This is a genomic window from Hoylesella buccalis ATCC 35310, assembly GCF_025151385.1.
GTDB lineage: Bacteria > Bacteroidota > Bacteroidia > Bacteroidales > Bacteroidaceae > Prevotella > Prevotella buccalis.
Genome location: NZ_CP102287.1, coordinates 3,270,771 through 3,291,300, shown reverse-complemented (window position 1 = coordinate 3,291,300; position 20,530 = coordinate 3,270,771). Strand labels below are relative to the sequence as shown.

Annotated in this window: 15 protein-coding genes and 1 tRNA gene; 1 reads left to right on the top strand and 15 read right to left on the bottom strand. The window is 46.5% G+C overall.

The window, feature by feature from the left end; all coding sequences use genetic code 11:
- Positions 1–11 precede the first annotated feature (11 nt).
- The 3 genes from NQ518_RS13475 to NQ518_RS13465 form a co-directional block, all read right to left on the bottom strand.
- Positions 12–1,496: a hypothetical protein gene (locus NQ518_RS13475; RefSeq protein WP_227962340.1), complete on the bottom strand. Its 1,485-nt coding sequence runs from the start codon at positions 1,494–1,496 to the stop codon at positions 12–14.
- A 105-nt stretch (positions 1,497–1,601) separates the two neighbouring features.
- Positions 1,602–2,048 carry a hypothetical protein gene (locus tag NQ518_RS13470; RefSeq protein WP_227961465.1) on the bottom strand — a complete coding sequence of 149 codons (447 nt, stop codon included), beginning with the start codon at positions 2,046–2,048 and terminating at the stop codon, positions 1,602–1,604.
- A gap of 67 nt (positions 2,049–2,115) precedes the next feature.
- A complete protein-coding gene (locus NQ518_RS13465; RefSeq protein WP_227961466.1) occupies positions 2,116–3,609 on the bottom strand; it encodes a hypothetical protein in 1,494 nt (497 codons plus the stop codon).
- A 382-nt stretch (positions 3,610–3,991) separates the two neighbouring features.
- Here NQ518_RS13465 and NQ518_RS13460 point away from each other — a divergent pair, with 382 nt between their 5' ends.
- Positions 3,992–4,921, top strand: coding sequence for a leucine-rich repeat domain-containing protein (locus tag NQ518_RS13460; protein WP_227961468.1), 930 nt, complete (start codon positions 3,992–3,994; stop codon positions 4,919–4,921).
- A gap of 810 nt (positions 4,922–5,731) precedes the next feature.
- On the opposite strand, the gene NQ518_RS13455 is transcribed toward NQ518_RS13460, so the two are convergent.
- The 12 genes from NQ518_RS13455 to NQ518_RS13400 form a co-directional block, all read right to left on the bottom strand.
- Positions 5,732–8,062, bottom strand: coding sequence for a GH92 family glycosyl hydrolase (locus tag NQ518_RS13455; RefSeq protein WP_227961470.1), 2,331 nt, complete (start codon positions 8,060–8,062; stop codon positions 5,732–5,734).
- Positions 8,063–8,515: 453 nt separating this feature from the next.
- Positions 8,516–9,409 carry a glycosyltransferase family 2 protein gene (locus tag NQ518_RS13450; protein WP_227961472.1) on the bottom strand — a complete coding sequence of 298 codons (894 nt, stop codon included), beginning with the start codon at positions 9,407–9,409 and terminating at the stop codon, positions 8,516–8,518.
- Positions 9,410–9,759: 350 nt separating this feature from the next.
- A complete protein-coding gene (locus NQ518_RS13445; protein ID WP_227207588.1) occupies positions 9,760–11,220 on the bottom strand; it encodes a glycoside hydrolase family 125 protein in 1,461 nt (486 codons plus the stop codon).
- Positions 11,221–11,732: 512 nt separating this feature from the next.
- Positions 11,733–12,176 (bottom strand): lytic transglycosylase domain-containing protein, encoded by a 444-nt coding sequence (locus NQ518_RS13440; RefSeq protein ID WP_227207586.1) that lies wholly within the window; start codon positions 12,174–12,176, stop codon positions 11,733–11,735.
- A gap of 406 nt (positions 12,177–12,582) precedes the next feature.
- Positions 12,583–14,220, bottom strand: a complete 1,638-nt coding sequence (locus tag NQ518_RS13435; RefSeq protein ID WP_227207584.1) for a leucine-rich repeat domain-containing protein — start codon at positions 14,218–14,220, stop codon at positions 12,583–12,585.
- A 780-nt stretch (positions 14,221–15,000) separates the two neighbouring features.
- Positions 15,001–15,076: transfer RNA gene (locus NQ518_RS13430), tRNA-His, on the bottom strand.
- 96 nt (positions 15,077–15,172) lie between these two features.
- On the bottom strand, positions 15,173–15,583 hold the full coding sequence (secG, locus tag NQ518_RS13425; protein WP_169308976.1) for a preprotein translocase subunit SecG: 411 nt from the start codon (positions 15,581–15,583) through the stop codon (positions 15,173–15,175).
- A 7-nt stretch (positions 15,584–15,590) separates the two neighbouring features.
- Positions 15,591–16,343 carry a tetratricopeptide repeat protein gene (locus NQ518_RS13420; protein ID WP_227208544.1) on the bottom strand — a complete coding sequence of 251 codons (753 nt, stop codon included), beginning with the start codon at positions 16,341–16,343 and terminating at the stop codon, positions 15,591–15,593.
- Between the two features lie 24 nt (positions 16,344–16,367).
- Positions 16,368–16,835 (bottom strand): LptE family protein, encoded by a 468-nt coding sequence (locus NQ518_RS13415; protein ID WP_227208546.1) that lies wholly within the window; start codon positions 16,833–16,835, stop codon positions 16,368–16,370.
- Between the two features lie 67 nt (positions 16,836–16,902).
- On the bottom strand, positions 16,903–18,168 hold the full coding sequence (locus NQ518_RS13410; RefSeq protein WP_227208545.1) for a sigma-54 interaction domain-containing protein: 1,266 nt from the start codon (positions 18,166–18,168) through the stop codon (positions 16,903–16,905).
- A 117-nt stretch (positions 18,169–18,285) separates the two neighbouring features.
- Positions 18,286–19,350 carry a lysylphosphatidylglycerol synthase transmembrane domain-containing protein gene (locus tag NQ518_RS13405; RefSeq protein ID WP_227207816.1) on the bottom strand — a complete coding sequence of 355 codons (1,065 nt, stop codon included), beginning with the start codon at positions 19,348–19,350 and terminating at the stop codon, positions 18,286–18,288.
- A complete protein-coding gene (locus tag NQ518_RS13400) occupies positions 19,340–20,464 on the bottom strand; it encodes a PdxA family dehydrogenase (protein WP_227207814.1) in 1,125 nt (374 codons plus the stop codon). Before NQ518_RS13400 ends, NQ518_RS13405 begins: the two co-directional genes overlap by 11 nt.
- Between the last annotated feature and the right edge of the window lie 66 nt (positions 20,465–20,530).

The following is a 20,530-nucleotide window of genomic DNA, read 5'->3' as shown; positions in this document are numbered from 1 at the left end:
GTTCAACGATGCTAAACCACCGAATTGTATTTCTCTTCAACCAGCTTGTCCAGCGTCTCATCCAGCAGGTTCATCAGCTTGTAAGCCACACGGTCTGTGCCATATTTCTGTGTCTTGACAGCCTGCTGACTCATTTTGTTGAGGGAAGAAAGTAATGACTTGTAGTCGATGGTTGACTTAAACAAGCCGCTCTTGGGCGCAATGCCGTTCAACGCATCAGACAGCTTGTCGGTTGTCAGATGGAAGGGTTCGAAGCTGCGCTGATTGAGTTTCAGTTCCTTCAACCAGGTAAGATAAGCCACATAGAAATCGCTTGTCAGCGTGTGGAAGAAACTTGTGGAGAGGAAACCGCTGGTTATTTCTGGTTTGTCCTCGGTGTAACCACGTCCCACGTCGCTCTTCAATTGATTGGTGATGTACAGATATGCCAAGTGAAACTTCGTCAGTTGCTTGTTGACATGCAAACGCGTTGACGTACCAAAGTCTTTCAGTGACAGCGTCATCTTGTCGTTGGCCAACCCATATTCTTTATAGATGGGGTTGACGGCGTTTCCGTTATCCGTGAGCAACTGGTCATCTGGAATCTGAAGAAAATCAAGAACTGCCAGCGCACCCACATATTCCACAACATGTGCGTCGTTGCGCTGTCCGTTGCCACCCGGGTCGTTAAAGTAAGGATTACTGGGTATTTCGTCGCCCAGATAATAACAAGCGTTTACTTTCGACATGGGCAGGTCCACCCCATTCTGCCGAATTCCCGTAAGATTGTCATGATAATAGAACAAGGCCGACTTGGTTTTAGAAATGAAATCGGCCCGCGAAATCGGACTGTTCTCATCCTGTTGGATGTTGAAGTAAGGCAACACGGTGAGCGCACCAATCCTGGCATCGCGCAAATCGCCACGGTTGTTGATTTGAATGTTGTTGCCGGCATTGCGAATGTTCTTCACGATGATGGGATAGCCGGCAGCTCCCGTTCCACCAAAAATACTGCTGACAACAAAGATGCGGTCGTTCTTTTGAAACACATTGGAGAACTGCTTGAACTCTTCCGAATCCTTAAACTGGTTCAATGCGACCGACCCTATGTTGGGTGATCCCACAAAACCGATGTCCATCTTGGTATCAAGTTGATCCTTAGAAAACATCATTGAACACAAGGCTTGATTGCCTGTATCCAACGTGGAATAAGAGATGAAGTCGCTGAACTTCTTCGATGCGATGGAGCCCATGTTGAAGAGGAACGTGTCACTCAGGTTACTGCCATTGGGCAAGATGTCACTCAGGGTAGATATCTTGACCGAAAAGAAGCCTTTGGTCACGTCCACGCGGTCGCCGTACAGTGCTTGTCGTATCTGCTTATACCACCGCAACAGGTTGCTGGTGCGCTTCAGGTCTTCGTTGGCCTTGTGGGGATCCACGATGATAGGCACCACTTCGAGCGGCATGGGCTGTCCCGCTTCGTCCAAAGGATGAATGCCAGCAGCAAACTGCATGATGAGTGGCCGCATGACACGCGAACCTGTTCCGCCCACTAAAAATAAAAATAGTCTCACTATGGTAATGTTCTGATGATTCTTGATAAAACGATATTCACCACCCTACTCTGGGATTGGCGTGTGTCGGCAGTTGGATGACCACCAACGAATGGAGAAACTGGCAATGACAAACAGCACGGCCGTCACTGCAACGTCAACCAAACAGAAGCTGAAAAGCTGCGCGCTGAAGTCGAGTCCGTCGGCCGAAAAGACACCACTGGGATAGGTGTAGTTGATGACAGGTGCCACAATCATGGCAGCGATCAGCACGATGAGCCAATGGTACCACCGGGAGAAACTCACCGAGTTGATGACATAATAGTAAACACCAGCGAAAGCCCAGGCTATCAGAGCTGTCACAATGGCTACAATGAAATAAAGGTTGGCCGAATACATCTCATTGGAGAACTCTCTCTCATAGAACAGTGACTCAAACAAAGATGTGGCAAAAATGATGAACAGCAGGGTAATCACGGCACCTGCCAGCAACAATATCGTATTTTTTTTCATAACGTGGTTCTATCGTCATGCCGCACAAAGGCTGCAACCAAGCCGGTTAGCACTCGTGCGATGCATGCTATTTGCTAAACTTCAATTCCATTTCAAAATAATAAGGCTCCCCATCCGAATTCTTCCGGTAGCTGTTGTAGATGCCTTGCAGCAGATATTTCAACCCGAAGGTAGTGCTGCCGTCCACCTTGGTGTCGTTGTCATTCGACGAAGCCTCAATCCATTGAGGCAGCCTGTTGAGCAACTTGATTTCAACCTCCTGATCATGTTTCAGCTCATTCGCAGACAACACGAACAGATGGGTGGCCGATTGAATATATTTTCTTTCAGCAGGCGTGACGTCCGACTTGGTGATAGGACGAATCTCTTTGATAGTAACCGCGTCGTCAGCGTCAACCACATAGTTGTTCACATCCATGAGATATTCGTCCGCAATGAGCATCTTGCTCAAGTCTACCGCCAACACCAGCCTGATATCTCCACTGTTGCGGTCCTGCTTGAGGCCTTCCAACTTCGTCACCTGCGTACCCTGTCCGCGTTCAGGTTGGAACCGTCCGCGTATCAGGGGATGACTCAACAGCAAAGAATAATAAGGTTCGTACACGTCATCTGTCTCGAAGAGATACATGTTCTCATAGCCCCGCAGCTGTGACAGGTGGGCAAATGCCTCATAATTCTCGTCTTGCGTCAGTCGGGCAATGTTCTCGTTGTTGCCCACAATCACGATGTAATAGGGTCGCTTGCCATTGTAAGCCACCCCTTTGCTGGGCGAATTGTACGGATAATAGAGACCATTGTACGAACCCATCATCTTCACAATGAGCATCGACTTCTTCTTCACCTCACTCTTGAAAACCGAGTTGGTCATGCCTTGCGCTTCAGCAAACACCTTCTGTGGATTGACACCCGTCATGTCCTTGGTAGAATAAATCATGTCGGTCACCAAGATACTCAGCTCATCATCCTTGGTATTGTTCAGGATTTTGTCGAAGATGGCACCGAAATCAGTGAAGCTCGGGTCACCAATTCCTTTGGTAGCCTCGAAGATGTTGCTGTCTTTCACAAACTGGTCGAACCCCTTGGGATAAGCGTTTATCGAGCTATTAACCACATAAATCTTATGATCCGCATTATTTCCTGGCAGGTTGTTCAGCATCTGAACAATGGCTGCCTTGAACGAACCGTCACCAGCTGGCGAGTCGTAGGCAATCATCGAGCCCGAACGCTCAAGGTAAAAATTCACTTTGAGCGGCTCAACTGCCATGCCAGAGAAGTCGATTTTCTTGGCATCACGGCGATGACTGAAAAATTCTTCGATGTATTCGCGCACCTCATCTGCGTCAAGTTTTCCATCATCATAGAACTCTGGGAAGTTTGCTTTCTGCCCATCTAAATAGTTTTCGAGTGTCATCCAGTCATCGTGGTCGATGGTGTGATCTGTTCCCGCCAGCTCCATGAGCAGATGATTCAAATCTTTTTTGGCTCTGTTGCCACAACTGCTCACAAAGAAGGCAATAAGCATCAAAGCGATTAAAAAAGGGTTTCCAAATATTTTTTTCATTCCATTAAGACGTTTTATGGGCCGAGATAGTTGCAATGCCCTACCGTTGATCCGATAAGCATGCAACAATTTTGATATATCAGATAGCCTACCGCACAGCCAACCACGCAGTGAAGCCCATTGACTGTCTTTGTTTTCGTTTCGCTCTCTATCTCTTGCAAAGATAATGTAAAGCGGTGGGAACGACAAATAAATTAAGTCTTTTTTGCCGTTCCCAAGCCCTTCACTGACGCTACATCTTCCTATCGCTCAAGAGAAAACAACAAACATCTTCCGTTTATGCTTGCGCGTTTGATAAACTTTAACTATCTTTGCGTTTATAATACGAAATTATAACCACATAGAAGATTTCACTTTTTATTCATATTTAAAACCTATTCTTATGAGCAAACAATTACTTTCCCATTCAAAATTATTTTTAATTTCGTGCTTCCTCATCTTAGGAACTATGGCCGGGCTCGCTAAAACAGTGATTGTTGACGGCATCAAGTACAAATATTCCCAAAAAGGCACGTATTTAATTGTTATTAAAGCACCCTACGCAGGTGACATTGTGATTCCAGAAACTGTCAAAGGTTTACCTGTGAAGGAAATCGGATCCAGCGCTTTCTCCGAGCTGGACCATTTGGTATCAGTAACATTGCCTAACAGCATCGTGAACATCAGTGATTACGCCTTTGACTCTTCCACCAATTTGAAAAAGGTGGTCTTAGGCAATTCAGTGAAGAAAATCGGTCACTGGTGCTTCCGAAACTGCTATGAATTGCAAGAAGTGGAATTCCCTAAAAGCCTGAAAACCATCGGCAATTATTGCTTTGACAAAAATTTGAAATTTACCAAAGTAACCATACCAGAGAATGTAACTCTTATCGGGGGATATGCATTTGAAGGGAATCCCCAACTTACTACCGTTTATTCTTTAAGTCAAACACCTCCTGAAATCAAAAAAGGATACCTTGACGGAGAAGAAGTATACACCTTATTTGACGACAATGACTATGGTGAAAGGGTTTTATATGTTCCTCAAGGAACTGTAGACGCCTATAAACTAACCTTCGGCTGGAATCATTTTAAATACATTAAGGAAATAATTCCCACCGCTATTCATAATCTTACAGCAGGCTTGAAGACTAATGCTTATAGTGATGCCAAGGGTCAACTGGTAGTTGTGAGTGCTGAAAAAGCCATAATCAATGTTTGTGATCTTACCGGAAAAAGGATAATCACTCAGCCAATGAATGCTGGGATCGTACGATTTAACGTACCAAGTGGTGTTGTGATTGTCAATGGACAAAAAGTGTTGGTTAAATAAACACAAGCCACCGTTTACTTTCGTACGTCATGTCACCATGGTATGCCATCCCGAATGTAGGTAAACTTTCATCAAAGCCTGTTTGAAAAGACACAGCGTACATAGGATTCATCATCATGAAACGTTGTTGGAGATGAGCAACTAACAACCGTCAATGATGATGAATTTTCTTGACATCGAATCTCTTCATAGCTGGCGTATTTGCGAACAACGATGCATCTTGCGGCAAATACGCCAAGCATTTGATACTTTTGTATACGACTAACAGACAACACATTACACTTTCCCCACGTCGTTTTTGATCTATTTTCAACTTCTTTTTAGGTCAAAAGCATTGAGTTAGGGGATCAATATGCATGCTTTTGGGGTGCAACAGCATGTAGATTGCCCACCAATAGGATGCTTCTAAGGATGTTATCTCCATGCTTTTGCGGAAAAATCCTTTTTTTCTTGGCAAACCAAACTCCTGTTTGCTCCGCGTCTGCCTATTGATTTTTTCCAGATTGAAAGTTTTCATGTGCCGTTTTAAGGGCAAAAAACAGACGAAATATTTTACAATTACGTTGTGACGTAATTTGTACGGAACGTGGTAAATCATACATCAACACACATCAAATAGCACAAAGAGCGTGTGGCAAGGAAATGCAAACAACCTTCTCAACCATCCGACCTCATTTACAAGTTGGCGCATCCAGGAATTGCGCTGCTTATAAATTTAAAGGCTGGCCTTAACCCATTATGCGGTTAGAGCCAGCCTTTAAATTTATCTTCTCAATCAACGCCATTCAGACGATGAATGTTCACACTCGCTTATCTGCGACGTCTGCTTTTCTTACTTTTCACGCTTTTCGTTGCGGTCAGTTCTTTCGTGAACGAATAAGGAGCGTCACTGTCGCTGATGCCACGCTGCTTATTGGGGGTACTACCCATGACATACTGGATGTTGCCGCCCCGCATCAACTGGTCGTGCGTGAAGAAGTTCTTGGTGGAAGGCGTGCCGTTGACGCTCAACGACTGGATGTATTTGTTCTCTTGACTACAGTTTTGCGCCGTGATGGTCATGGTCTTGCCGTTCTCCAAATGCAGGGTCATCTTGTCAAAGTAAGGTGTACCAATGACATACTGGTTGGCACCTGGACAAACGGGATAGAAACCCATGGCCGAGAAGACATACCAAGCAGAGGTTTGTCCGTTGTCCTCATCACCGCAATAGCCATCGGCATGAGCCGTGTAGAGCTTGTCCATCACCTCGCGAATCCAGTATTGAGCCTTCCAAGGCTGCCCAGCATAGTTGTACATGTAAATCATATGCTGGATGGGCTGGTTGCCATGGGCATAGTTACCCATGTTCATAATTTGCATTTCGCGAATCTCATGGATAACGCCTCCGTAGTAACTGTCATCGAACAAGGGCGGAACATTAAAGACTGAATCGAGCATTTGGACGAAGGTTTCCTTGTCTCCCATGAGGTTGATCAAGCCCTGTGGGTCGTGGAATACGGACCAAGAGTAATGCCAGGAATTGCCTTCTGTAAACGCATCACCCCACTTTAAGGGACTGAACGGTGTCTGGAACTTACCATCCTGATTGCGACCGCGCATCAAGTTGGTTTCCTTATCGAATACGTTCTTATAGTTCATGGCGTTCTTCTTGTACTGAGCCAGTTCTTTTTCAGACTTACCCAGCGACTTACCAAACTGATAGATGCACCAGTCATCGTAGGCATACTCCAAGGTACGAGCCACGTTCTCATTAATCTTCACGTCGTAAGGCACATAACCCAATTTGTTGTAATACTCCCATCCCAAGCGACCCGTTGAGCTAACCTTTGGGTGAACCGCGTTGGCACCATGCGTCACGGCTTTCCACAACGTTTCAGCATCGTAACCACGCAGACCTTTCAGGTAAGCGTCTGCCACGACAGATGCCGAGTTGTTGCCCACCATGCAGCCGCGATGGCCAGGACTTGCCCACTCTGGCAGGAACCCACTCTCGAGATAAGCATTGGCCAAACCCTCTTGCATCTTGACGTTCATGGACGGATAGATGAGGTTGAGCATGGGGAACAAACAGCGGAACGTGTCCCAGAAGCCTGTGTCGGTAAACATGTAACCTGGCAACACCTTGCCGTTGTACGGACTGTAATGGACGATTTTTCCATTGGCATCTTTCTCGTAGAAACTGCGTGGGAACAATACAGAGCGGTAAAGACATGAGTAGAAGGTACGCAAATGGTCTACATTTTTATCTTCCACCTCAATTCGGCTCAACGTTTTGTTCCAAGTCTGTCGGCCCTGTGCCTTGATTTGTTCGAACGACGAGTTGCCCAGCTCCTGCAAGTTGAGTTCTGCTTGCTCTGGACTGATGAAAGAAGAGGCGATACGGGCATGCACTTGTTCGCCTCGTTTGGTCTTGAAGCCGATGATGGCACCAGCGTGATTGACCGTTGCTTCCGTGGTTCCTTGCTTGATTTGACCATCGGCCACAGCAGCTTTGTATGTGAAAGGCTTGTCAAACTTGATGACAAAATAATTCTTGAAATTGTCGGGTACGCCCCCACTGTTGCGAGTAGTGTATCCAATAATCTTGTTTTCTGAAGGAATAATCTTCACAGAAGACCCGCGGTCGAGGGCATCTACTACCACATACGACTGGTCGGTGTCAGGGAATGTGAACCTGAACATGACGGCCCGCTCTGTCGGAGTCAATTCCGTCACCACGTCGTGGTCAGCCAGATAGACGCGATAGTAATAGGGTTTGGCCACTTCGGCCTTGTGTGAGAACCAACTGGCGCGTTCGTCTTCATTGAATACCGGCTTGCCGGTGATGGGCATGATGGCAAACTGTCCGTAATCGTTGATCCATGGACTGGGTTGATGCGTTTGCTTAAATCCGCGAAGTTTGTCGGCTGTATAAACATAAGCCCATCCATCTCCCATCTTACCTGTTTGAGGCATCCAGAAATTCATGCCCCATGGCAGGGCGATGGCCGGATAGGTATTACCTGTTGAGAGGGAAACCTTGGACAGGGTACCCACCAAAGGGTTCACATAATCTACGGGGTCTAGTTTGTCAAGTGCACTTGCATTCATGGCAGTAACCAGTGCGAGTGCAGACAGACACGTTTTAATGATGTTCATATTATTTATTTAGTTAGTGTTATTAGTATGGCAAATTTACAACAAAAAACAGGAACAGGCAAATGCGTTATCATTTATTCACTTTTACGTTGGATGTGCCCAACCAATACCATTCATTGTCTATCCGTCATCGATTGCAACGAACTTACTGTTGCGCTCGATGTGTCTATTCTGCATCTGGCAAGATTTTATGAAACCTGCCCTGCATGAAGTGATTTAATTAGTCTATTTGTGAAGAGCGGAATCTAATTCATCACGTTCTACAGAATTATAAAATATTTTATCTGTTTTTTTACCCTTAAAACGGCTCTTGAAAACTATCAACGTAGAAATTTGCCGAAAAAATGCATCGTAGTTGGCAAATTCGTCAGCTATCAAAAGCCTTGATGTCAAGAAAATTCATCATCAACGTACATCTTGTTTTTCAGTCAATCTACAGGCTGAGTTGCTGCTTTACAGTAACTGGTGCAGGCAGCGATGTAACATGCACAGGCGTCTCATGCCAAAAAGACGAAGCAGTTTTAATTTCAGGGTGCCGTAAAAGGGAAGTGTGGGAAGCTGGATGTCGTTCACATTGCCCGTCAATTCGTAGGTATGCAACTGAACATTCAACACATGGGCATAGTAAGCGCCAAAGCCTTCGCAGGCTTGAAGAGCCGTGTTTTCCAATACGTTGAGATGCGCTTGCAACAGGTCTTTCCATTCGTTGCCCTGCGCCCGAGCCGTTATACCGTTCTTATTATAGGTATATTGGTAAAACCCGATAGGAGTGGTACGAACACAGTGAACCTTACCTAACAGCTGTGGCAGCACAAAAACGTCCTCAAATTTACGACCAACTGGAAACTGGATGGTGTCAAACAGAGCTCGTTTGAATATTTTATTACAGGCGAAACCATGCAGATATGCCTTGGCTTCGAACCAATAGCGCCACACGTCGTGATAACACTTGTCGTGGAGCGTATGCGTTTCCACGCTCTTTCCATCGTCTCTGACAAACGAATATTCCAACAAGTCGATATCGGCATCCGCCTGTAATACCTTCATCAGCGAGGGATAAAGGTCGGCATCCAAGTAATCATCCGAGTCAACAAAAGTGACATACCTGCCTTGTGCCACCGTTAACCCCGTGTTTCGTGCCGCAGAGAGGCCCGCATTGTCTTGATGGATAACAGTGATATTCTTTGTGTTGCGATAAGTATCACAGAGAGCAGCCGAGCCATCTGTCGACCCATCATCCACCAAGATGACTTCCATATCAGGAACATTCTGAGTCAACACACTCTGCACACACCTTTCAAGGGTGTGTTCTACATTGTAAACGGGGATGATGACAGACAGCAACATCTTCTTTAATCAGGTCTGGTGAATTAATTTTTAATACCTATTTTTACATTCCAGGTCTGGGCCTGAACAACAAAGTGAACCATGTTATATCTAACATAATCCCACTTGTACCGCATGAGTCGGCGGAAAGATGTTCGATGTTTTTTTCTTTTTTCATCGTTTGGCAAAAGTAAGCAATATCCGTGATAATCAAGAAAGAAAAGATTTATTCTTCTTGTTGCGGCATTCGTTAAGCGCACAACCGTCTGAACAAACAAACGTTCCAAACAATGGGGAACGGTATGAAAAACGAATGCCGGGCCACCTTAATGGAACCCGGCACGAAAGTGAGATATAAAAAGTTGTTCTGATTATCGTTTCGCACTCAACAATACGTTTAGTTTGCCGTCGTCAAGAAGCTTGATAATCAGTTCACCGAAGAGCGTGTTCTGCCAAGCAAACCACGAACGAGTGAATTTTGTGGCATCGTTTTTATGGAAAGACTCGTGCATGAAGCCCAATCCGGCATCGGTACGCATGAGCTGTTCGATACATTCTTTGATTTCAGCGTCGTTGTTGCTGGTAAAGGCTTTCATCATAATGGTCATTGGCCAAATCATGTCATATCCAGTATGCGGTCCACCAACACCTTCTCCCGCTGCGCCCTTGAAGAAATAAGGATTGTCCTCGCTCCACACAAAGCGACGCGTGTTCTGGTAAATAGGGTCGTTCACGTCTACATCACCCAGGTAAGCCATGCCCAACAAACTGGGCACATTGGCATCGTCCATGAGCAACTGGTTGCCGAAGCCATCAACCTCAAAAGCATAAATCTTACCATATTTGGGGTGGTTGTGTACTGCATATTTCTGTAAAGCAGCTGCCACCTCATCGGCCAAAGCGGTACATTGGCTGGCCAAAACAGTGTTCTTGTTTACCTTTGTCAGAATCTCAGCAGCCTTGCGAAGTGAAGAAACCGCCATGAAATTGGACGGAACAAGGAACAAAAAGGTGGTAGCGTCGTCTGACGGGCGGAAGAATGAGGCAATAAGTCCAACTGGCTTCACAGGGTTTCCCAATCCGTCGTTTGACACGGTGTCCAATTGTCGCTCGGTCTTGCGTTGGAATTTGTACGGTCCTACCCCATTCTTGCGTTGCTGTTCGTGGAACGTCTTCAAGATATTCTTCATGGCCTCTATCCATTCGGGGCCAAAAACAGAGTCGTCACCAGTTACTTGCCAATAGTGGTAAGCCAAGCGGAGCGGATAACATAGCGAATCAATCTCGTATTTGCGCTCATGCAGTTCGGGTTTCATGTCTGTCAAGTCGCTCTGCCACTCGCCCCCCGTCGGTCCCATGTTGAAAGCATTGGCGTAGGGATCGATGTTGATACATTTCAATTGACGTAGAATGGTACCGCGCAACATGGCTTTCAGCTTAGGATCTTTGTTGGCCAATTGAACATATGGCCACACCTGCGCAGCTGAATCACGCAACCACATGGCGTGAATATCGCCTGTGTAGACGAAGGTATCATCTTTGCCGTCAAAGTGGACTGTGGTATCTAAGGTGTTGGGAAAACAATTCTCGAACATCCAAGCCAGGTAGGGATTGCCCTTCAACAGCTTGCGTACTTCCTTAATTTTCTTTTCAACAGCGTTGGAAACGAACAAACGTTCTGCCATAGGGGGACGCTGGGTTACTAACTTGGTGTTGTCGGCAGCAGCCACGATGGCTGTGCTTTCAGCAGTCATTGTGTAGGCCATTGCACCATTTGCAGACAGGCCCAACATCAAGCTGGCACCTGCCAATAACTTCATTCTTTGTTTCATAAAAGTGATTGTTATTTAATATTTGATAATCTTGTCATCATTTCTATCTATTGCAGCAGTGAGATTGGTGGTCTTTGTTGTACCATACCCGCTATTGTGCCTACAAGCCAGTGCCCAATCAGGGCCATCATTACTATTTTCATGTTGGTTTTTAATCATTTTTTGGGAAAGAAACATCGTTTCCCATGTTTAAGTAAACGAAGCATTTCTTCTGCAAAGATTGAGCAAGCCGAAGACAGAGAAAGTTTACTTTCTATGTTGAGGCGAAGCCTATCTTCTGCAAAGATAGTAAAAAATAAAGAGAATGAACGTTACAGGGGGAGGGAATTAAGCAACGGAAATTCACAATGTTTCCAATGAAAAATGATATATGAAGACATGGCTTCGGCTCCATATCATCGACATCCATGTTATACAAACAAAAAAAAATCCAACTGTTAGCATCCTGTTTCAGATTTCTAACAGTTGGATCTCTATAAGTCTTAAATCGGTAAAAAAGCCAAACCCTCTAATTATCCTCTCAGCACCTTCATCACTTTCCTGAAGTAATGATGCGTACTACGGTTACTGTAGTTAGGTCCACCGTTCCATGAACGGATTGCTTTCTCAACGTTGTTATTCGGGTTATACACCGATTGAATCAATAGAAACATCTCTTTAGACTTTGCCACACTTAGGCGGTCTGACAGCTTGTAGCGTTTCTTGCTGTTACGTCTTTTCAAGATTTGATTGCATTCTGCTACGAGTATCGGCGTAATCTGCATGACACCTACCGAATTTCCGCTCCTCGCTTTGACATTTCCACGACTCTCTACATGAATGATTGCCTCCATCACTGGAGTCCAATCGAAATTGCTTGTTGCACTGGTGCCTTTCATCTGTCCTGCCAAGGCAAAACCGGGAAGAAAGAGCAAGATTATCCATGTTACAAAAACAATCTTTTTTATTCTCTCCATATTTACTTGTTTATGGAGCCTGGACTTGACAACGCTCTTGTCAAACATGCCCGGGATGGCAGCTATGTGAGAACTTTTTTTTCTGCTCATCCGGCTCCGTTAGATACTTAGTAGATGGCCTGCTTATAATCACTATAAAATACCATCTCTATTTTTATCGGGTGCAAAGGTATGCAAAAAAAGGCGAACAGACAAATTATTCAATCTTTTTAAGTCTAATTTTAAAAATGTAAGACACTGATTTGTTGATAGTTATCATGCTACAATCGTCTACACATGGGTCTTCTGGGATGATTGAAACGCGATTGACATGGCGCCAGTGTAAATGCAAAACGCCCTCCGATTATCTCAACCGGAAGGCGTTATTCATTGTTTTTAGCACCGTTTGCTGGTGTGAGCGACGTGCTTACTTCGTCATCTTGCGCACGGTACTTGTGCCGTTGCTTCTCACCTCTTTTATAAGGTACAAGCCATGGATAGGTTCGGCGTTGAGCCGTTGGCCGCTGAGATTATAATACAGGCAGCGCACGACTTCGCTTGAACCTTCTGGGAGCAAGCGGTTAATGCCCGATGTGATTTTCTCGGTTACCTTCCAACCTTTCTGCTCGGCCTCGCTCTTGTGTACATCGGCACTGTTCTGACAAGAGTACACCAGCTGATCGCTCCACGTCACGCCTTGGATGGGCTTCTTACCTTTGATGTCAGGCAAAGCTGCGATGATTTTATTCAGTTCAGCGTCAGCCATGGCGTTGTCCTGAAGAAAGAGTCCTCGCAGACTTTTTTTGCCCTGAAGGTCTAACGTAGTGAGTTTGTTATGTTCGGCTGCCACCAGATGGAGGTCTTGGTTGGCCGACAAATCCAGGCTGGCAATCTCATTACTGTCGCAACGGAGGTAATACATGCTCGGGTTCTTAGAGATGTCGAGGGTAGTCAACTGGTTGTTGCCGATATTGAAATCAAACAGTGATGGGTTGTTGCTTACATCAATGTTGGTAAGCCGGTTGTGCTCAGCATAAAGCGTGTTGACCATCTTGTTGGTTGTGATGTCCAGTTCAGAGAGGTTGTTGTAAGAAACGCGCAACAACGCCAACTGCGGCTGCGACTTGGTGCTGAATTTAGACAGGTTGTTGTGTTCCACATTGATCCACCGCAGGTTGCGATTGGGTGTCAAGTCCAGTTCCGTCAATTTGTTGTTGTACAGGTACAAGCCAGTGAGTTGAAACAAGGGCACCAGGTTGATGCTCTCCAGCTGATTGAAACTCAGGTTGAGCAAATCCAGCTTATTTTCCCGCGGAAACGTGATGGTTTTGATTTCATTGTGGTCGGCATATAACTTCGTCAAGGATGATAGACCGGTAAGGTCGATTGTTTGAAGTTTGTTGCTTGAGCAAGAAAGCTCATCGAGTTTTTTTAAGCCCGTAACATCAATGTCAGTCAACTCGTTGTTATCGCAGTTTACATCCACCAGAACTGTATTCTCATCCTTGGGCAGCAACAGTTGAGTGAGCTGGTTGACAGACACGTCGACCTTCGAAAGACTTTTCATGCCGCTGCAATCCATCTTGCCCGGAATCTTGTTTTCACTGAGGTCGATGACTTTCAAGCCGTTGCAGCCGGAGAAATCCATCTCGTTTTCAATTTCATTTTTTGCAGCATACAGTCCGATCATCTTCGTCATGTGCGACACGTTCAAATGTTTGATGTTGTTTTCATAGATATGAAGACGCTGAATGTTGGGACAACCACTCAAATCCATCTCTTCAATCTCTTGAGCGACGGCAACAATTTGCACAAAATCGCCATACAGCTTCACCTGCTTTCCCTTCACGTAATCGATGCAAAACTGCGTTTTGTCATACTTTTTGAGAACGCCGTCGCCCCAATCTACCGAAAAGCTGCCAGTTGCTGCCAGTCCAACTTTCACAGGCTTGTTCACATGTGCTTCGTTATAGGTAAACACTGCAGCTGGCTTGTCGGTGTCAGCTGCCATGACCGACCAGGATGCACAGGTAAAAAGTGCAATCATGAGTAAAATTTTCTTCATACTTTGTCTCATTTTTTTAATAATTTGTAAATATCAGTTAACATTCAATTTTCAGTTTGGACAGGAAATGCATACAACTTGCTGCGCAAACTCATTGAGTTTAGTGTGCAAACTCATTGAGTTTAGCACTCAAACTCATAGAGATTGGAGTGCAAACCCATAGAGTTTGGAATGGCATCGACACCAAGTACCCATCACGCATCAATAACATCTCTCATCAAGCATGTGCGGAGGCGGAACCAGATAAGCTACACCCCTACAGATACGACCATGAGTTGTCATGTCCATTTGACATTTTGTAGGATGCACGTCGTTACGACTACAAAAGTACAGAAATATTACAAACAAAAGCAATAATTTGTAAGTTTTTTATCAAAATCGTCTACATAACATCATAAGAACTCTCCCATTTGAGCCATGTCGTCATGTTGATCCATTCATCAAGAAAAAAGTGTCAGTCAACTTATTGTGGCGAAAATGGGGTTAAATAAAAATATGACGAAGCATTTTTAATTTTAAAGAAAAGACAATAGGTTTATTGTTACAAAAAAGGTATGAGAAAAAGAACAGCAGTTCATATGGTGAACAGCTCATGAATACACATAGCATCCGTTCGCATGGACAGGAAAGAGCCTCCTACGCTCATGTGGTGACGACTCAAAGAGTTCATTTTATTTATGAATTCAGCGAACCTTAGAAAGACGACAGAAAGATTTTGTATACAAAAAAGCAATAAGCGGAAAGCCTTAACTTATCGGGCTTTCCGCTTATTAGTGGGGTGGGTGGCAGGTGGGACTCGAACCCACGACATTCAGAACCACAATCTGACGCTCTAACCAACTGAACTACGGCCACCATGTATAAAAAACTTGCTTCCTCACTTGGAAGCGATTGCAAAGATAAGGGATTTATTTAATCCAGCCAAACAAATCCCTTATTTTTTATCTATTTTCTACTTTGCCGGTGTTGCCGGAGCTTTTGGAGCTGCGGGTGCCGACTGTGTTCCCTGTGTTGCAGGTGCTGCTTGTCCGCCAGCTGCCGGAGCTTGTTGCTGACTGGCGCCAAATCCAGGCGTTGTGTTCGGGTTGGTGGTCTGTGTCTCAGTGGCGGTCTTCTCCAACACACTCTGACTGCTGGCTGAGTGAGGAGCCACATAAGCGCATGCTACGCTCAAGACTACCATTGCGATGGCCAAACCCCAAGTAGCTTTTTCGATGACGTCGGTCGTTTTTCTAACTCCCATGATGGCGTTTGAAGATGAGAAGTTGGAAGCCAAACCGCCTCCTTTTGACTCTTGGATCAATACGATTCCCACCATCAACAAGGACGCAAGAACGATGAGTCCAACGAATAATGTGTACATCATTTTCTTATTTGTTTATTTTATTGTTTAATATTAATTTCTCTAAAAAACGTAATTGGTCTGCAAAGTAACTATTTTTTTTTGGATAATTCAAATTTAATCGCTGAATTATTTCCAATGCCTGCTGATATCTTCCCTGTTTGATGTATATTTTGGCCAGTGTCTCAGTGAAGTATCCCTCATCCGGTTCACTGTTCTCGTTTTCTTCTTGCAGTTCTGGAAGATATTCGGGCGTGTCGCTCAATTGGATGCGTCCATCGCCGCTTTTCTCTATGAAGCTGTCGATAAGTTCCTGACCTTTGAGGTGTAGTGAGGGTGACGACTCCTGTTGTTCCTCACTGTTTTCCACCTCCATAAGATAAGCCACATAGTCAACGGCAGCATCTGCTGGTGTAGGCTTGCGTTTCTTGCTGGTTTCCTCTTCATCGGCAGGAATGGTTTCGAGGAAGTTGTCAATCAGTGAGATGGTACGATCGTCATCCACAGGTTGATTTTGTGGATTCTGTTTATCCTTGTCCGCCCGCTTGAGTTGATAATGCGCCGCCTCGATGAGACTGAAGAGAACCTTCCGATCGGTGAGATAGATGGCGGCTCGTCGCAGTTCTTCATCAAACGAGGGGTCGTGCAGAAGATACAGGTTTTGCAACATCAGCAACCTTGCCGTCTGATAATACGGGTGAAGGGCAAGCAGGCTTCTCAGGTCATAGAGCGTCTCCTTGTCCATCGTTTCTGGATGTTGTATCAGTCGGGTCAGATCCATCTGTAGGTTGTTGATTGCTTGAAGTTACCAGTTGGCTACGGTCGCATTGAAAATTTGGTCTGCAAGATCTTTCACCATTTGCGATACCAATTCTTCCTGCACTGAGCTCAGGTTCTGCGTTGTCTCGTACGACTTCGCGGATGAGAACTGTCTTTCAAAGTCTTCCGTATGGTTGACGTTATTGGTGAAGCGCACGTTCACCGTAAGAGTCAGCTCGGTTTGTGCCGAATGCCCTTCGCTGGAGACCGACTTGTTACGCTGCGTGTACGACACAATCTCGCCTTCTATTTTCAGATCTCCATTACGCCTCACCTGCTGTAGACGGGTGTGGTTGGCGAAAACGTCTTTCAGTTCGTTGTTGAACATCGGCCCCATCGGTCCCCACACATAACTACTTCGTATGGGAAAGTCGACGATTTGGATCGTCTTGGTCTTGGTATAGTCGATGCTGGCACCATTAAACTTATAGCTAACAGAGCAAGCCATGAGCATAAAGCCCACAACAAGACTGATGATAAGGTTGCCACATGCGTGGTAATATTTTCCTGCTGCCATACCGTCAACTCTTATCCAGTCCATATTGTTTAATTCTTCTATACAGCGTACGGTCAGATATACCGAGTTCCTGTGCGGCTTTCTTGCGGTTTCCACCATTACGTTCGAGAGCCTTCTCCACCATTTTCCGCCCTAGATCGTTCAAGTTCAGGCTCTCTGGTTCGGTCACTTCCTCCACGATGGCATCCTCTGGATCGGCCGATGACCGTACGTTTGCCTGCGGTGCGGTTACCTGGGGGTGCTGCGGCATATTGGGATATCCTGCCAGTTTATTATCCAACGCATGCACCTGTCCTTGATAAGCCACACCAACATTTTGCTGTTGCGCCTCGTTAAGTTGTTTTCTGAGGCTGTTCAAATCCCTTCGCAGATCACTCACGTTGCCCCTCAGCTCGTATAATATTTTATACAGTATCTCGCGCTCGCTTTCGTAGCTGTGCGATCCTTGTGGCGAGATGGGTGCCAGTTGCGTGCTTTCGGGATCGCGTGGGATGAACTGCTGCAACAGCTGTGCGTTGATTTCCCTGTCTTTCACCAACACCGACATCTGCTCGGTGATGTTCTTCAGCTGCCGAACGTTGCCCGGCCACTTGTAATTCAGCATCAGCTGTTTGGCATCTTCGGTGAGACTAATCTTTGGCAGGCGGTATTTCTCGGCCATCTGCATCGAGAACAAGCGGAACAGCAAAATCACGTCTTCCCCGCGGTCACGCAGAGGAGGCATCTTGATGGGGATGGTGTTGAGACGATAATACAAATCTTCTCTAAACCGTCCCTCACTGATAGCTTTAGGCATGTTCACGTTGGTGGCTGCCACGATACGCACATCGGTCTTGCGAACCTCTTGTCCGCCCACGCGGATATATTCGCCGGTTTCCAGCACACGCAGCAGGCGAGCTTGCGTAGCCAGTGGCAGTTCGCCCACCTCGTCCATGAAGATGGTGCCTTTGTTGGCTATGCCAAAATAGCCTTCGCTCTCACCGATGGCACCGGTGAACGACCCTTTCTCGTGTCCGAACAATTCACTGTCGATGGTTCCTTCAGGGATAGAACCACAGTTGATTGCAAAATACCGCTCTCGTCTTCGAGGTGAATGGTCGTGAATAACGCGCGGAACGATTTCTTTGCCCACGCCACTCTCTCCGAATATCAAGACCGACAGGTCAGTGGGTGCGACCTGAAGGGCCACATCCAGCGCATGGTTCAGCTCGTCAGAGTTGCCCACGATGCTGTAACGCTGCTTAACTTTCTGCAATTCCGAAGTGTTCATTGGTTGACAAAATTAAACAATTTATTCGAGATAGCCGCAAGGATGGCTGAGTTTTTATGCGCCATCGCTCCACCTTATTATATAGCATTCATCTGTCTGTCCCTTCCATCCTGAGTGTCAAGGCGTGGCCTTCGTCTGATCCTGTCCCTTTCGTTCGTTGATCTTGATAAACAACAGTCCGATGCCCGTCCACACCAATTCACGCAGTCTCACCAGCAGAGCCACGAAGATACCCGCGCTGGCCGTCATGCCCAGGGCCGATACTGACATCAGGAAGCCACCCTCGCGGCCGCCCAATTGCAGGGGCATGAAGAACAACAGATTGGCAAAGAGCGACGTGAAGGCCAACACCAGCACACAATGCAGATAGTCTACATGTGGCATGAGCACCATCAAAATGAACATCACCTCCAGTGCTGACAAAAACCTGCATGCCATTTCCAACGCTACGGCCGACAAAAAAGTCTTGGGATTTTGCTGATGCAAGGCCGCAATTTGCCGATCCACGGTGTCCAGCTGCTGCCTGTGCTTCTCCACGAAAGGCTGAGCCCACTTCTTGACAAACGGTATGTGGCGCAGCACATTCATCATGCGCACCGCCAATCCCTTTTGATAACCCACCAGAAAGAACCAAATACCCAGTCCGCAGAACACCGCTGCGGCAGCCAACAACAGCCCCATTTTGACGGACATGGGCTGCGTGAGTAGGTACAACCCGATGCAGACGGCCCAGAAACAAAAATGGGTAAAGATGTGTGTCATCACATAAAGAATCACCGATGACGACGCTCGCTCGGCACCTATTCGTGGCGACAGCTCCATGATGCGGTAAGGCTCGCCACCCATCAATCCGCCAGGAGTGGCGTAGTTGAGCGCAAACCCAGACACGGTAATCTTGTAGAGCCACCAAAAGCCCACCTTCTTCACAGGCTTCCCAGCTGCGTTGTCGTCACCACTTGTCGATTCTTGCGACGAATAAACAGGCTCACTGCTTCGGATGATCAAGTACCAAGCTGCGGTGTTGAACACATATAACACCGCCCACAGGGCTACAATGGCAAAGAACCAATAGCCTGCATGGGTCAACCCATTCCACACTTCGGTGAAATTGAGTTGGGTGACCATGATGACAAGTATGACTAACCCAAAAATGAAGAAGCCATTCTGATATTTACTTTTCATCTTTCTTTGGCTGACTGGCCTGCTGCTCGCCCTTCATCTGACGCTTGGGCGCATTGAAGCGACCTCTGCCACGGTCCTCGCGGCGTTCATGATAAAGCTTGGGCAGCGGATTTTTCATCGGCTCATCATAGTTGAAGCGGTTGCGATAGATGTCGATGGCCAGATAAACGGCTTGCCGCAGTGGGTTCTCATTGATAACACCCTGACCGGCCACCTCGAACATTGGCGTATAATTGGTTTTGGTACAGACGATGGGCAAGTTAGCGATGGCACTCACTCCCTCTTCCAGCGACAGCGTCTTAAAAGGCAACATGGCCTGGTCGTGATACATCGCCAAGATGCCATCAAACGCATCATAATCGTTGGAGCCAAAGAACGTCTCGGCCGCATAAGGACCAAAAGCGCACATGCCAGCATCCGAAAGCTTGGCAACAGCCGGACGAATGATTTCCTGCTCCTCTGCCCCATCGGCCTTCGGATTAAGACCCAGCACTGCAATGCGCGGGTTGGCGACACGCAGGTCACGCTTTAAGGTGAGGTACAGGATAGCTGCCTTGTGAACAATGTTCTCTAACGTGATGTTCTCCATGGCCGCTTTCAGAGGTTGATCGTCGGCCACCACGGCCACATGCATGAAGTCGTTCAGGTACAACGTGGTGGTTTGCTTCCCCTCTCCCAAGCAAGTCTGTAGGTAGTTTTCCAAGCTATCGAATGTGAGGTTGCCAAACTTAATGCCATCGGCGCTCATGGGAGCTGCCACCAGCACGTCGTAAACCCCTTCCCGATAATCGGTCATGGCACGGTCAAGGGCACGCACTGCCGCCTGTCCCGACTCTTCCGTAGGGGTTCCCAACTCCACTTTCACCTCGTCATCAAAGCAGGTCATCAGGTTGATGCGACCGTCGCACACCTCATCAGCCGTGTTGATGATGCTGAAGTTGGCCTGGATGTCCAGCGCCTTTCGGTGGTAAGCAGCAATTTTGGGCGACCCATAGATGATGGGCGTGCAGAGCTCTAACATCTCTGGAGCTGCGAAAGTTTTAAAAATCAGTTCATATCCGATACCGTTTGTATCACCGTGTGTAAGAGCCACACGAATTTTTCTGTTGTTCATAAGAGAATTTGTTTATATGTCACGGAGGTCATGAGTGACGGCTGTGGCCTGTCCTCGCTCCCCCTA